Origin of the sequence: Actinomadura hibisca NBRC 15177 (assembly GCF_001552635.1) — a bacterium.
Taxonomy (GTDB): Bacteria; Actinomycetota; Actinomycetes; order Streptosporangiales; family Streptosporangiaceae; genus Spirillospora; species Spirillospora hibisca.
In genome coordinates this window covers 1-15390 of record NZ_BCRO01000142.1, presented here as the reverse complement: position 1 = coordinate 15390, position 15390 = coordinate 1, and the positions used below count along the sequence as shown (strand labels likewise).

The window sequence follows — 15390 nt, the reverse complement described above, 5'->3', positions numbered from 1 at the left end:
GCCGTCGCCGGTGCCGGGGGCAGGACGGCGGTCGCGGCGGCCAGCGGGACGGCGAGCACGGCGGCGGCGCGACGGCGCGCCCCGCCCGGCCGTCCCCCCGGACCGGTGGTCCGCGGTCGTTCTGGTCGCAAGCTTCCGGTACCCCTCAGTCCGGCCGCCCCGCGGCCCCTCGCACAGCTCATGACTCCCCGAAAGGGTAGGCGACGTACCCGGAGAACAGGTACCCCCGGGTCGAGACTTCGACGCCGGGGAGCAATCATCAGCAAGGGGGCACCGGTGACGTCCCGGTCGGTTCGGCCGGCAAAAACCTGGTCAGGCTGCGCGGACTAGTCCGTTCGAGTGATCCTTAGACCAAGATCGATGACCGAAAAGTACGACGCGTGCCGCCTTCCGGCGGCCCGGACGAGTCAATTGGTCCGTGCAGGGCACAGAAGGCCGCAGGGCGACGGGCACCGGACGTCATGATGGGCAGGCACCCACCTGGACCGGCGTTTGTCCAGGCTTAAGGACCCGCTGGCTGAATTGCGCCACGTGCCACGCATCGACCTGCAAGGATTGTGGACGGAGGTTGGCCGTGGCCATTGACTTCAACCCATCGAGCGGCGCGACGCTGGGCATCGAATGGGAACTCCAGCTCATCGACGCCGAGACCCGGCACCTGCGGCAGGACGCCCGCGAGGTGCTGGCCGCGCTGCCCTCGCTCAGCGAGGGCGGTGAGATCCCGAAGATCCGTCACGAGCTCATGGAGTCCACGGTCGAGATCGTCACCGGCATCAACCACACCGTCGGCGAGGCCCAGCGCGACCTGGCGGCGACGCTGGACGCCCTGCGCGCCGCCGCCGACGCGCGCGGCCTCGCGCTGGCCTGCACCGGCACCCACCCGATCAGCGACTGGCGCGACGCGGTGACCGCGCCGATCCAGCGCTACGCCGACCTCATCGAGCAGATGCAGTGGCTGGCCCGCCGCATCCAGACCTTCGGCGTGCACGTGCACGTCGGGGTGTCGGACGCCGCCAAGGCGATCCCGATCGTCAACGCCCTGTCGGCCTACCTGCCGCACTTCCTGGCGCTGACGGCCTCCAGCCCGTACTGGAGCAGCGGCGACACCGGCCTCGCCTCGTGCCGCTCGGTGGTGTTCGGCCAGCTCCCCACCGCCGGCCCGCCGCACTCGCTGGGCGACTGGGCCGAGTTCGAGGACTACATGGACACCCTGCTGCGCGCCGGCACCATCCGCAGCATCAAGGAGGTGTGGTGGGACATCCGGCCGCACCCCGACTTCGGCACCGTCGAGATCAGGATGTTCGACGGCATCCCCACCCTCCGCGAGGTGGGCATGGCCGCCGCGCTCTGCCAGAGCCTGGTCACGCTGTTCGACCAGCAGCTCGACCGCGGCTACACGCTGCCGCGCCCGGCCGCCTGGGTGGTGCGCGACAACAAGTGGCGCGCCACCCGCTACGGCCTCGACGCCATCGTCATCACCGACGACACCGGGAATACCGCGCCGCTCCGCGACGATCTCTATGAACTGATCCGCGAACTGGAGCCCGTGGCCGACCGGCTCGGCTGCGCCGACGAGCTGAAGGTGGCCGACGAGGTCCTCGAACACGGGGCGCCGTACGAACGCCAGCGCGCGATCCGCGCCCAGGGCGGCACCCTGGAGGACGTCGTCGACGCGGCGGTCACCGAGCTCGCGGAGGACAAGTTCGTCACCTTCGGGGAGGTCGCACATGCCGGCAACTGAGGAGCCCGCCGACCCGGCGGGCGAGGGTCCGCCGGCCCGCGGCCGGCCGGCGGCGCAGGGCGACGCAGCAAGCACCGACCAGACCATCGGGCGGATCGGTTCCGCCATCGCGCAGGGGGCGCACATGACACAGTCCGGACCCGGGGTGATGCCCGGCCTCGAACCACCAGGCGCCTCGCGGGAGGCGGCGCGGCCGGGTTCCTCCCACGGGGCGGCCCGCGAGCCCGCGGCGCTCCAGCCGCAGCTCGACGCGTTCCTGGCCCGGCACGAGGCCGGGCTGATCGAGTTCCGCCGGGACCTGCACGCCCATCCCGAGCTGGGCTACAACGAGTACCGCACCACCGACCGCATCGTCGCCGCGCTCACCGCCGCGGGCCTCAAGCCGCGGGTGTTGCCGCGCGGCACCGGCCTGTTCTGCGACATCGGCCCCGAGGACGGCTACACCGTCGCGCTGCGGGCCGACATCGACGCGCTGCCGCTGCAGGACGAGAAGGCCGACGCGCCCTACCGGTCCACCGTGCCGGGCGTGGCGCACGCCTGCGGCCACGACGTGCACACCGCGATGGTGCTGGGCGCGGGCCTGTTCCTGGCCCAGCAGGCCGAGGCGGGGCTGCTGCCGGGCCGGGTGCGGTTGTTGTTCCAGCCCGCCGAGGAGACGCCGGGCGGCGCGCTGGACGTGATCGCGGGCGGCGGCATCGTCGGCGTGGACCGCGCGTTCGCGCTGCACTGCGACCCGCGCATCGAGGTGGGCGAGCTGGGGCTGCGCACCGGCGCGATCACCGCGGCCTGCGACAAGGTGTACGTGAAGGTGACCGGGCCCGGCGGCCACACCGCCCGCCCGCACCTGACCGCCGACCTGGTCTACGCGCTGGCCAAGATCGTCACCGAGCTGCCCGCCGCGCTGTCGCGCCGGGTCGACCCGCGCTCCAGCCTGTCGCTGGTGTGGGGCCGGGTGTCGGCGGGGTCGGTGGCCAACGCGATCCCCGACGACGGCATCGCCGAGGGCACGGTGCGCTGCCTGGACGACGAGGCGTGGCACCGCGCGCCCGACATGATGCGGGCGCTGCTCCAGTCGGTGGCGGCGGCCTACGACGTGTCGGCGTCGCTGGAGTACGTGCGCGGCGTCCCGCCCACGGTGAACGAGGCGACCAGCGTCCAGATGTTCCGCGACGCGGCGGCGCAGGTGCTGGGCGAGGACGGGGCCGTGCCCACCCCGCAGAGCCTCGGCGGCGAGGACTTCGGCTGGTACCTGGAGTCGGTCCCGGGCGCGCTGGCCCGCCTCGGCGTCCGCAAGCCGGGCTCGACGGTCGAGTACGACCTGCACCGGGGCGACTTCGACGTGGACGAGGACTGCGTCGCCGTCGGCGTCCGCGTCCTGACCGCGACCGCGCTGACCGCCCTGTGGGACGGCAACCGGCCCGGCGCCGACGAGCCGGTGGAGGGCACCGCGCTCGCCTGACCCCGCCCGTCCCGCCGGCCCCGCCCCTCCCAGGAGGGCGGGGCCGGCGGCGTTCCCGGTTCATGATCAGTGGTCTGACCTGTGGCGACATGCCTACGCCTTGGTAACGGACACGTTGCGAAACAGTGCACGCTGGGGGTTTTAGGCTTTTCACGAGGTAACTTCCGAACGTTTCCAGTGGCCGGAGGGGGCCGCTATGTCTTGGGTGGGGAACCGGAAGGAGCGCCACGTGCGCCGTGGACTGAAGATTTCGCTCGTCACGCTGACGGGTGCCGCGCTGACGCTCAGCGCCTCCGCGTGTGGCGGTAAGAAGACCTCCGGCGGGTCGGACGACGAGGGCGGCAAGAAGACCCTCAAGGTCGGCCTCGCCTTCGACATCGGCGGCCGCGGCGACCAGTCGTTCAACGACTCGGCGGCGGCGGGGCTGGACAAGGTCAAGAAGGACCTGAACATCCAGACCGAGGAGATCTCCGCCAAGCCCGACGAGCCGGACGCCGACAAGGAGGCCCGCCTCAAGCTGCTGGCGGGCAAGGGCTACAACCCGATCATCGGGGTGGGCTTCGCCTACACCAACGCGGTCAACAAGGTCGCCAAGGACTACCCCAACACCAAGTTCCTGGTCGTGGACGCCGACCAGTGCAAGGTGGAGGGCGCCAACGTCGAGGGCGCCTGCTTCTCCGAGGAGCAGGGCTCGTTCCTGGTGGGCGCGGCCGCCGCGCTGAAGTCCAAGACCAACACCATCGGCTTCATCGGCGGCGTGAACGTGCCGCTGATCCACAAGTTCCAGGCCGGGTACGAGGCGGGCGCCAAGAAGGCCAAGCCGGGCATCAAGGTGCTGCCGGCCAAGTACCTGACCCAGCCGCCGAACTTCGACGGCTTCAAGAACCCGGCGCTGGGCAACGAGGCCGCCAAGGGCCAGCTCGACGCGGGCGCGGACGTCATCTACCACGCCGCCGGCGGCGCGGGCATCGGCGTCATCAAGACCGTCGGCGCGGCCAAGAAGTGGGCCATCGGCGTGGACTCCGACCAGTACAACCTGCCGGCGGTCGCCGAGGCCAAGGAGCAGATCCTGACCTCGATGGTGAAGCGCGTGGACCTGTCGGTCTACGACTTCGTGAAGTCGGTGTCGGACAACACCTTCAAGGGCGGCACCAAGAAGTACGACCTGTCCAACGACGGCGTCGCCTACTCGGTGTCCGGCGGCAAGATCGACGACATCAAGGCCAAGCTGGACGAGCTGAAGGCCGACATCGTCTCCGGCAAGATCACCGTTCCGGTCAAGCCCTGACCGCGTTCCCCCGCTGACGCCGGGGCGCCGCCGGGAGATCCCGGCGGCGCCCCGGCGCTCAGGCTCGATCCAGGAGGGCACCCGTGCCTGACCAGGTGCCGGCCGTACGGCTGACATCCATCACCAAACGTTTCCCCGGCGTGGTGGCCAACCGCGACATCAACCTCACCATCGAGCGCGGCGAGGTGCACGCGCTGTGCGGGGAGAACGGCGCCGGCAAGTCCACGCTGATGAAGATCCTGTACGGGATGCAGCGGCCGGACGAGGGCACCATCGAGATCGACGGCGAGCAGGTGTCCTTCAAGGGCCCGGCCGACGCGATCGCGCGCGGCATCGGCATGGTGCACCAGCACTTCAAGCTGGCCGACAACCTCACCGTGCTGGAGAACGTCATCCTGGGCGCCGAGCCCAGGAAGCGCGGGCGCATCGACTTCGCCGCGGCCCGCCGCCGGATCGAGGAGATGTCGGCCCAGTACGGGCTGCGCGTCGACCCCGACGTGCTGGTGGAGACGCTCGGCGTCGGCGACCGGCAGCGGGTGGAGATCCTCAAGGTGCTCTACCGCGGCGCCCGGGTGCTGATCCTGGACGAGCCGACCGCCGTGCTGGTCCCGCAGGAAGTGGACGAGCTGTTCGGCAACCTGCGCGAGCTGCGCGCCGAGGGCCTGACGGTGCTGTTCATCTCGCACAAGCTGGACGAGGTGTTGTCGGTCGCCGACGCCATCTCGGTGATCCGGCGCGGCACCTCGGTGGCGACCTGCCTGCGGCCCGCCGACGTCACCTCCCAGCAGCTCGCCGAGCTGATGGTGGGCTCGGAGCTGCCCACCCCCGAGCTGCGCGAGTCCACGGTCACCGAGGACGTGCAGCTCGCGGTGGACGGGCTGACGGTGCTGACGCCCGAGGGCCGCGCGGTGGTGGACGGCGTGTCGCTGCGCATCCGGCGGGGCGAGATCGTCGGCCTGGCCGGGGTCGAGGGCAACGGGCAGAGCGAGCTGATCGAGGCCGTCATGGGCATCCGGTCGGCGGACTCGGGCACGATCGTCTACGGCGGCGACGACATCACCCAGTGGGCCACGCGCCGCCGCCGGGAGTCCGGGATCGCCTACATCCCCGAGGACCGGCACCGGCACGGCCTGATCCTGGAGGGCTCGCTCTGGGAGAACCGGATGCTGGGCCACCAGACGCGGCGGCCGAACGTGCGCGGCCCCTGGATCGACAAGCGCGGCGCGCGCCGCGACACCACCCGGATCGTCCGCGAGTACGACGTGCGCACCCCGGGCATCGACGTGCCCGCCGCCGCGCTGTCGGGCGGCAACCAGCAGAAACTGATCGTCGGCCGCGAGATGTCGGGCGACCCGAAGCTGCTGATCGCCGCGCACCCGACCCGCGGCATCGACGTCGGCGCACAGGCGGCGATCTGGGAGTACCTGCGGCAGGCCCGCGCGGCGGGCCTGGCCGTCCTGCTCATCAGCGCGGACCTTGAGGAACTCATCGGCATGTCCGACACCCTGCACGTGATCCTGCGCGGCCGGCTGGTCGCCCAGGTCGACCCGGGGTCGGTCACCCCCGAGGAGCTGGGCTCCGCGATGACCGGCGCCACCGGCTCGCCGGAGGGCGACGATGAGTGAGCCGCCCGAGAAGCCGGACCTGAAGAAGGACGCCCTTCCGGCGGAGGCCGAGACCAAGCCCAAGGCCAGGCCCGCCCCCGCGGACCCGGCCGAGATCCCGGCCTGGCGCGCGGCGATCCAGGGCCTGGGCCCGCGCGGCCTGGCGCTGAAGGTCGGCGCCCCGGTGCTGGCGCTGCTGATCTCGCTGCTCATCACGATGGGCCTGCTGCGGGTCACCGGCGCCGACCCGGTCAGCTCGATCCAGTCGATGATCGACTACGGCACCACCGACAACTCGATCGTCGACATCGTCAACCGCGCGACCCGCTACTACCTGTCGGCGGTGGCGGTCGCGATCGGCTTCCGGATGGCGCTGCTCAACATCGGCGTGGACGGCCAGTACCGGCTAGCGGCGATGTTGTCGGCCGCCCTCGGCGGCGCGCTGACGCTGCCCGCGCCGTTCGGCCAGCTGCTGACGATCGTGGCGGCGATGCTGATCGGCGGCCTGTGGGCCGCGATCGCGGGCGTCCTCAAGGTGACCCGCGGGGTCAGCGAGGTGCTGTCCACGATCATGCTGAACGCCATCGCGACCGGCCTGATCGCCTACCTGCTGAACGACAAGCGGCTGGCGGAGGTGCGGCCGGGCAGCAACAACGTGGCCACCGCGCCGATCCCCGACAGCGGTCGCGTCGGCCCGCTGAACGGCTTCCTGTCGTCGATCGGCATCGACCTGCCCGGCCAGATGTACGGGCTGCTGCCGCTGGCGATCGTCGTCGGGATCGTGTTCTGGGTGGTCATCAACCGCACCCGGTTCGGCTTCGACCTCAAGGTGTCGGGCCTGTCGCCGACGGCCGCGCAGGCCAGCGGCGTCAGCGCCAGGAAGATGATCGTCGTCACGATGGTGGCGTCCGGCGCGGTGGCGGGCCTGATCGGCATGCCCGAGCTGCTGGGCGCCTCCTACGAGTACTCGCTGAACTTCCCGGCGGGCCTCGGCTTCACCGGCATCACGGTGGCGCTGCTGGGCCGCAACCACCCCGTCGGCATCGCGCTGGCCGCGCTGCTGTTCGCCTTCCTGGACCAGACCTCCGACGTGCTCCAGGAGGTCGACGTGCCCAAGGAGATCGTCGGGGTGATGCAGGGCGTGGTCGTGCTGACCGTCGTCATCGTCTACGAGCTGGTGCGGCGCTGGGAGATCCGGCTGCAGCAGCGCGCGGTGGCCAGCGAGCTGGCCACCGGGCACGACCTGGCCAAGGAGACCTCGTGAGTACCGCCGACGTCGCGAGCAGGGTCAAGGCCGTGAACGGCAGGCTGCGCCTGCGCTGGCCGCACTACCTGCTGATCGCCGCCGGGCTGCTGGTGCTGCTGTCGGGGGTGCGGGTGCTGACCGGCGCCGACGACGTCACCTCCAGCGGCCTGGTCAGCGCCGCGCTGCGGCTGGCCGTGCCGATCTTCCTGGCCGGGCTGGGCGGGTTGTGGTCCGAGCGCGCCGGTGTGATCAACATCGGCCTCGAGGGCATGATGATCCTCGGCACCTGGACCGGGGCCTGGGCGGGCTACCAGTGGGGCCCGTGGGCCGGGGTGGTCGCGGGCGTCCTGGGCGGCGCGCTGGGCGGGCTGCTGCACGCGGTCGCCACGGTGTCGTTCGGCGTGGACCACATCGTGTCCGGTGTCGCGATCAACATCCTGGGGCTGGGGCTGACCCAGTTCCTGGCCGGACTGATCTTCAACACCGGCGAGGCCAAGGCGCTGGGCGGCGGGCCGCGCCAGTCGCCGCCGATCGACCCGATCGCGACGCTGACGCTGCCCGTGTTGTCGGGCGGCAAGATCGGCGGCTGGCAGAGCCCCGACGCGCTCGGCTGGCTGGAGAAGCGGCACTGGTTCGTGCTGTCGGACGTCGCGGGCATCGCGCGCGGCCTGACCAGCGGCATGTCGCTGCTGACGCTGGTGGCGCTGCTGCTGGTCCCGCTCAGCTTCTGGGTGTTGTGGCGCACCGCGTTCGGGCTGCGCGTCCGCTCCTGCGGCGAGGACCCGTACGCGGCCGAGTCGCTGGGCGTGAAGGTCGGCCGGATGAAGTACGCCGCCGTGATCATCTCGGGCGCGTTCTCCGGCCTGGCCGGGGCGTTCCTGGTGACGGTGGCCGCGCCGCTGTACCAGGACGGCCAGACCGGCGGCCGCGGCTTCATCGGCCTGGCCGCGATGATCTTCGGTAACTGGCGGCCGGGCGGGCTGGCGGCGGGCTCGCTGCTGTTCGGCTACACCGACGCGATGAACGTGCGCGGCGGCGGCGAGGCGGTGCACGCGCTGCTGCTGTTCGTCACCGTGCTGCTGGTCGGCGTGGCGGTGTGGCAGTCGCGGCGCGGCGCGAAGCTGCGCCCGCTGGTCACCACCGACCTGGAGCGGCGCGCGGTGCGCAACGCGTTCGTCGGCGCGGCGCTGTCGGTGGTCGCGGCGGCGGCGCTGCTGACCTGGTTCCTGATGGCCGACTCGGTGGACGGCGAGCTGGTGTCGTTCACCCCGCACCTCACCACGCTGCTGGTGCTGGCGCTGGCCAGCCAGCGGTTGCGGATGCCGGCCGCCAACGGCGTGCGGTACCGGCGCGGCGAGTCCCGCTGATCACCGATCATGGCCCTATGAGCGACATCGACTGGCCCGCGCTGCGCGACGCGGCGCGGGCCGCCATGACCCGCGCGTACGCGCCCTACTCCGACTTCCCGGTGGGCGCGGCCGCGCTGGTGGACGACGGCCGCGTCGTCACCGGCTGCAACGTGGAGAACGCCTCCTACGGGCTCGGCCTGTGCGCCGAGTGCAGCGTGGTGACGGCGCTGCACGGCCCCGACAAGAAGCCCGGCCCGCGCCCCCGGCTGGTGGCCGTGGCGGTCGTGGACCGGCACGGCGCGCCGCTGATGCCGTGCGGCCGCTGCCGCCAGCTCCTGTGGGAGCACGGCGGCCCGGACATGCTGCTGGAGACCGTCAGCGGCGTCCGGCCCATGTCGGAGGTGCTGCCCGACGCGTTCGGCCCCGACGACCTGATTTCCCGAGCCTGAGAGGACCACGCGACGTGGACGCCATCGACGTCATCCGCGCCAAGCGGGACGGCGGCACCCTGACGCCCGAGCAGATCGACTGGGCGGTCGCCGCCTACACCCGGGGCGACATCGCCGAGGAGCAGATGTCGTCGCTCGCCATGGCGATCCTGCTCAACGGCATGGACCGTTCCGAGGTGGCCCGCTGGACCCAGGCCATGATCGCCTCGGGCGAGCGCATGGACTGGTCGGCGCTGGACCGCCCCACCACCGACAAGCACTCCACCGGCGGCGTCGGCGACAAGATCACCCTGCCGCTGGCCCCGCTGGTGGCCGCGTGCGGCGCGGCCGTCCCGCAGCTTTCGGGACGCGGCCTCGGCCACACCGGCGGCACCCTGGACAAGCTGGAGGCCATCCCCGGCTGGCGGGCCTCGCTGAGCAACGCCGAGATGCTGGACGTGCTGGCCGCCACCGGCGCGGTGATCTGCGCCGCCGGGACCGGGCTCGCCCCGGCCGACCGCAAGTTGTACGCGCTGCGCGACGTGACCGGCACCGTGGAGTCGATCCCGCTGATCGCCTCCTCGATCATGTCCAAGAAGATCGCCGAGGGCACCGGGGCGCTGGTGCTGGACGTCAAGGTCGGCTCGGGCGCGTTCATGAAGACCGTCGAGAACGCCCGCGAGCTGGCCGAGACGATGGTCGCGATCGGCACCGACCACGGCCTGCGCACCGTCGCGCTGCTGACCGCGATGGACCGGCCGCTGGGCAAGGCCGTCGGCAACGCCGTCGAGGTCGCCGAGTCGGTGGAGGTCCTGGCGGGCGGCGGCCCGGCCGACGTCGTCGAGCTGACGGTGGCGCTGGCGCGCGAGATGCTGGCGGCGGCGGGCCTGGACGGCGGCAAGGACCCGGCCGACGCGCTGCGCGACGGCTCGGCGATGGACGTGTGGCGCCGCATGATCTCCGCGCAGGGCGGCGACCCGGATGCCCCGCTGCCGGTGGCCCGCGAGGTGCACGAGATCGCCGCCCCGGCCACCGGCGTGCTGACGAAGCTGGACGCCTACGGCGTCGGCGTCGCGGCGTGGCGGCTCGGCGCGGGCCGGGCCCGCAAGGAGGACCCGGTGTCGTTCGGCGCGGGCGTGATCTGCCACGCCAAGCCGGGCGACAAGGTGACGGCGGGGCAGCCGCTGCTGACCCTGTACGCCGACGACACGTCGCGCTTCGAGCGGGCGCTTGAGTCCCTCGATGGTGCTTACGAAGTGGGCGACGGCGAGCCGGACCTGCTGCCGCTGGTGATCGACCGGATCTCCTGACTCTCCGGCATTTCCCCGTCGGGGCCGGAACAGGATCGGACTTTGCGGAGTCCCATCTACCGGCCCCGGCGAAGGAGATCGAGAAGTGTCCGTGCAGCAACAACTGGCAGCGCTGACCGCGACGACGTCCCGCAAGGCCAAGGCGGGGGTGACAGCCCTGGCCGGGACGCTGCCGCCCGCCGACCTCCCGGCCTTCTACGAGGAGGCGGCGCGCCAGTTCGCCGCCGCCGGGAAGCTCGACCTCGCGGTCTCGTTCTTCACGCAGGCGCGCAAGCACGACCAGGCGTATGTGGACGCGGCCGAGATGGACAGGCTGCACGCCGTGTTCCTGGAGTTCGTGCCGCTGCACGTCGTCGCGCCCACGGTGCTGCGCAACCACGTCAAGGCGATGGCGCTGAACCTGGCCCCGCGCGACGCCCACGAGCGGCACAGGGACCTCCTCGATGCGGCGTTCACGGCCGGTTTCGTCCCGTACCCGAGGCTGTTCCCGGACGTGCGCCGCCTGGCGGTCGCGGCCGGGGTGGGCAAGCGCGGGGGCGAAGAGGCCCTGGCCGAGCACCTGCTGCGTACGGGCGTCCTGCCGGTGGCCCCGATCGAGGTGTGGGAGGCCGCGGCCACGCCCCTCGCCGAGATCGCGCGCCGCGCCGACGACCTGCTGGACCTGCTGATCGACGCGGGCCCGGCGGACGACCGGGCGCGGCAGGTCTGGCTGGGGACGCTGGCGGGCGCGGGTGCGGGCTCCAAGCTGACGGCCGACTGGTTCCTGACGACCGGCCGTCGCTGCCCCGCCGTCGCCCTGACGGCCCTGGCCGAGCAGGCGGGCGGCATCCTGCCGGGCACGCCCGCGCCCCGGGACCCGGGCACCGACCCGCTGGTGCCTCCGGCGGCCCCGCCGGTGCTGAAGCCGGAGGGCTTCCACACGACCTGGCGGCACAACCCCGGCAACCTGGGCGAGTACACCGCCCGCATCGCTGACGAACGCCCGCGCATCGCCGCCGACCTGACCGCGTATGCGCGCAGCCTGGGCTACTACGGGAACGTGGACTACCTGGCCGAGCTGCGGACAGTCTGCGCCGACCCGGCCTTCCGCGACCTGCTGCGCGAGCTGGCCGACCAGTGGACGGCCGACGCCGAGACACTATCCCTGCCCCTGCTGGAGCATGCCCTATCTCGTCTAGCCCCGCTGGCCGAGTCGCACTACTACGAGATCGAGCCGGATCTGCGACGTCCGGCCGTCACCGACGTGGCCGAGGCGCTGGCGGCGACGCTGCGCGGCGGCATCGCGGCCGAGCTGCGCGCGGTGGTCTATAACCAGCGGCGGAGTGCCCATGGGCTGCGGCAGGCCCAGCACGGCGACCACCTGACCCTCGCGTCCGGGGCGTGGGCCGTGGTGGTGCAGGCCGACGGGACGATGCTGCCGCCTCAGCCCGTCCCGTACGTGCCTGGCGAGCACGCGCTCTGGTACGACGGCTCGGACTACTTCCTGACGCTGCTCAGGGAGAGCGGCTGGCTGACGTTCCGGCTGGAAGACGGGCTGCTGACGCTGGACCCGGCCGTCGCGGCCCGCCGCCCGGAGGCACCGTCTACAGGGGAGCTGACCTTCCCAGGCGCGCCCGCCCCCAGCCGGATCTCCTACGCCCGCGGCCTGACCACGATCACCGCGCCGGATGGGACGGTGACGGCGCGCGTGCCGTTCACGCCGCTCGTCAAGCAGGAGCAGGAGAGCTGCCCGCCCGGCTGGTGGCCCCACCTCCAGTCCGTGGACGAGCAGGGCTCGCACGCCCTGCGGCGGACGACCCGCGCCCAGGCGGAGGCGCTGATCAACGCGGCCCTGCGTGGCACGCGCGCCCTGAACAACGCGATAACCGAGCACTTTCCAGCCATCGGCCAGGAACTCCGCACAGGCATAGCAGCAGTCGCCCAGTCGGCCACAGACACCCTGGCCTGGGCCGTACGCCTGGCAGACGCTCTGAACGCACCACAACCAGCCTGGCTGCCGGAGGCGATGCGGACGCGCCCCGACCTGCCCGCCGGACGCAGCATCAAGTGGGTCGCGGGCCTGCGCGGGGTGGCGGAGATCCTCCAGGAGGCCATGTCCGCCCCAGCTCCGACGCGCCCGGAGCCGATCTACCGCGTGGAACTGCCCCCGAACACGGGCGGCCTGTGGTTCAGCCTGGGCAAGCTGGGCGTGGCCGCGTTGAAGGCGGCCCGCCCGTGGACGATGGAGATCACCCGCCGGAACCTGGTGGACCAGTTGTCCGCCTGGGCCAACACCCCGCTGGGCGACGGCAGCGGCCGGTGGCGCGTGCTGCACTTCACGTCCCTGTCGGGCGACCGTAAGGACGCGGTAGGGGAGGTGTGGCGGACCCCGACGAGCGCCCTGCTGGTCCTCAACTACCAGGGCCACCCCCACAAAGAGGGGGTCGTGCTCGAATACGCCCCCGACGGCGACTTCGGGCCGCCCGAGCTGCCCGGCTGGAAGCTGCGCCAGTTCCCGGTGGTCCAGGGCTGGGGCGGCGCGGACCGGATCGCGGCGTTCCGGAGGCTGCTGGCCGAGCGCGGCCCCGTCCCCGCCGACCCCGCCTGGGTATGGCGGCTGGCGGACCTGACCGGGTTGCCGCTGGTGGACGCGGCGGAGGTCTGCTACGAGTACCTGTACTTCGTGGGCACCCCGGCCTCCGTCGTCGAGAAGCAACCCGCCGAGATCGCCGCGTTCTTCACCGACCCGTCCGGCGAGCGCCTGAAGGCGAAGATCTCCTACCCGATGCAGGACGCCGTCCGCGAGCGGCTGATGCCGGACGACCCCGCGGACCTGTGGGACCGGGGCCCGGAGATCGCCCGCGCGGCGGCCCGGCACGCCGAGATCGGCGACATTTGACAAGGAGAAGCCCGCCTGACCTCCGGTAAGTTCTAAAGATGAACGAACGTCCGACTCTCGACGACATCCGGCGCGCGCCCAAGGTGCTGCTGCACGACCACCTCGACGGCGGCCTGCGTCCCGCGACCATTGTGGACCTGGCCCGCGAGAGCGGCTACCAGGACCTGCCCACCACCGACCCCGGCAACCTGGGCGCGTGGTTCGCGGAGATGTCGAACTCGGGCTCGCTGGAACGCTACCTGGAGACGTTCTCGCACACCGTGGGCGTGATGCAGAGCGTCGAGGCGCTGACCCGCGTCGCCTACGAGTGCGCGGAGGACCTGGCCAAGGACGGCGTGGTGTATGCGGAGGTGCGCTACGCGCCCGAACTGCACACCAGCACGGGCCTGACGCTGGAGCAGGTGGTGGAGGCCGTCCTGGAGGGCTTCGCGAAGGGCGGCCGCGAGCACGGCATCAAGGTCGGGACGCTGGTCACCGCGATGCGCCACCAGGCGCGCTCGATGGAGATCGCGGAACTGGCCGTCCGCTACCGGGACGCGGGCGTGGTGGGCTTCGACATCGCCGGGGCCGAGGCGGGCTACCCGCCCACCCGCCACCTGGACGCCTTCGAGTACCTCCAGCGGGAGAACGCCCACTTCACGATCCACGCGGGCGAGGCGTTCGGCCTGCCGTCGATCTGGCAGGCGATCCAGTGGTGCGGGGCCGACCGCCTGGGCCACGGCGTGCGGATCATCGACGACATCACGACGGCCCCCGACGGCAAGCCGACGCTGGGCCGCCTGGCGGCCTACGTGCGCGACAAGCGGATCCCGCTGGAGATGTGCCCGACGTCGAACATCCAGACGGGCGCGGCCAAGTCGATCGCCGAACACCCGATCGGCCTGCTGCGCGACCTGGGCTTCCGCGTGACGGTGAACACCGACAACCGGCTGATGAGCGGCACGTCGCCGTCGCTGGAGTTCCACAAGCTGGTGGAGGCGTTCGACTACGGCTGGGACGAGCTCCAGTGGTTCACGGTGAACGCGATGAAGTCGGCCTTCGTGGGCTTCCCGGAACGCCTGGAACTGATCAACGGCGTCATCAAGCCGGGCTTCGCCCAGCTCAAGTGGCGCGGCGAGCGCCCGGTGGGATGATCGGACCCATGACCCCGCAGTTGCAGATCCGCTCGACCTTCGCCCGCGTGCTGGCCTGGGCGTGGCTGGCGTTCGCCGCGTTGAACCTGCTGGACCTGGCCTTCGGCCTGACCGGAAAGGCGAGCCACGACCGAACGGCGGCGACACTGGCGGTGTTGCTGCTGCTGGGCTGCGGCATCGCGTACGTGGTGGGCCTGCGCCCGGCGATCCTGGCGGACGAGGAGGGCGTGGTGGTACGGAACCCGCTGCGCGACCTGAGGGCGCCGTGGCGGACGGTGAAGTCCGTCGAGGGCAAGGACGCGGTGGTGGTGAGGTGGACGGCCGCCGACGGGACCGAGCACAAGACGAGGGCATGGTCGCTGCAGACGTCGCCGAGAGCGCAGGCGAGGGCGGAGGCGCGGGCGGCGAAGGACAACCCGAAGGTGCCGGAGGCGTCGCTGAAGGGGCGGACGGCGACGAAGTACGCGGCGCAGCAGCTGAACGAGGTGGCGGAGCGGAGCAGGCCGAGGGGGCGCTCGGGGGACCCGGGGAAGGCGGCGGCGCAAGCGGCGCAGGCTGTTGAGGGGGAGCGGGCGCAAGGTGCGGGGACGGCGAGCTTGACGTGGAACAAGGCGGCGGTGGCGGCACTGGGGGTGCCGGTGGTGGCGCTGGTGGTGGTGTTGGGGGTTGGGCTGGTGGGGTGAGGCGGGTTGGGTTCTGTGTCTGACCTTGGGTTCTGCAGGGAAACCGGCGCTCCGTGTTGAGATCCGCGCTCCGCGCCACAACCGCGCTCCGCGCACTACCTCAGCCCGCGCTCCGCGCGTGCCCAACGACGCCAGCCCCGTGCCCTGTACCCGACCAACAACCCCAACTCCGTGCCCCGCACCTGAGCAACAACCGCAACCCCGCGCTCCGCACCTGACCAGCGACCTCAGCCCCGCGCCCGAACCATCACAGCGACCCCGGCCACCGGGG

General features: G+C 72.1%; 11 protein-coding genes. All 11 read left to right on the top strand.

The genetic code is table 11. From position 1 onward, the window contains the following. The first annotated feature begins 574 nt into the window (after positions 1–574). Positions 575–1741 (top strand): glutamate--cysteine ligase, encoded by a 1167-nt coding sequence (locus tag AH6_RS41250; protein ID WP_067491791.1) that lies wholly within the window; start codon positions 575–577, stop codon positions 1739–1741. Positions 1742–1865: 124 nt separating this feature from the next. Continuing rightward, positions 1866–3200: an amidohydrolase gene (locus AH6_RS41245; RefSeq protein WP_083983958.1), complete on the top strand. Its 1335-nt coding sequence runs from the start codon at positions 1866–1868 to the stop codon at positions 3198–3200. A gap of 229 nt (positions 3201–3429) precedes the next feature. Beyond that, complete coding sequence (locus AH6_RS41240; RefSeq protein ID WP_245679705.1) at positions 3430–4488, top strand: BMP family lipoprotein; 1059 nt, start codon at positions 3430–3432, stop codon at positions 4486–4488. A gap of 83 nt (positions 4489–4571) precedes the next feature. After that, positions 4572–6113, top strand: coding sequence for an ABC transporter ATP-binding protein (locus AH6_RS41235; protein ID WP_067491783.1), 1542 nt, complete (start codon positions 4572–4574; stop codon positions 6111–6113). Continuing rightward, positions 6106–7356: an ABC transporter permease gene (locus AH6_RS41230; protein WP_083983956.1), complete on the top strand. Its 1251-nt coding sequence runs from the start codon at positions 6106–6108 to the stop codon at positions 7354–7356. Before AH6_RS41235 ends, AH6_RS41230 begins: the two co-directional genes overlap by 8 nt. Beyond that, positions 7353–8705 (top strand): ABC transporter permease, encoded by a 1353-nt coding sequence (locus tag AH6_RS41225; protein ID WP_067491781.1) that lies wholly within the window; start codon positions 7353–7355, stop codon positions 8703–8705. The genes AH6_RS41230 and AH6_RS41225 overlap by 4 nt, the downstream gene beginning before the upstream one ends. 17 nt (positions 8706–8722) lie before the next feature. After that, the gene (locus AH6_RS41220; protein WP_067491779.1) at positions 8723–9136 is read left to right on the top strand and encodes a cytidine deaminase; all 414 of its coding nucleotides are present in this window, start codon (positions 8723–8725) and stop codon (positions 9134–9136) included. Positions 9137–9150: 14 nt separating this feature from the next. Then, positions 9151–10425 carry a thymidine phosphorylase gene (locus tag AH6_RS41215; protein ID WP_067491777.1) on the top strand — a complete coding sequence of 425 codons (1275 nt, stop codon included), beginning with the start codon at positions 9151–9153 and terminating at the stop codon, positions 10423–10425. An 85-nt stretch (positions 10426–10510) separates the two neighbouring features. Then, positions 10511–13303 (top strand): hypothetical protein, encoded by a 2793-nt coding sequence (locus tag AH6_RS41210; protein WP_067491774.1) that lies wholly within the window; start codon positions 10511–10513, stop codon positions 13301–13303. Between the two features lie 38 nt (positions 13304–13341). Continuing rightward, positions 13342–14436, top strand: a complete 1095-nt coding sequence (locus AH6_RS41205; protein ID WP_067491772.1) for an adenosine deaminase — start codon at positions 13342–13344, stop codon at positions 14434–14436. 8 nt (positions 14437–14444) lie between these two features. Then, on the top strand, positions 14445–15119 hold the full coding sequence (locus AH6_RS41200) for a PH domain-containing protein (RefSeq protein WP_067491770.1): 675 nt from the start codon (positions 14445–14447) through the stop codon (positions 15117–15119). Positions 15120–15390: the final 271 nt, after the last annotated feature.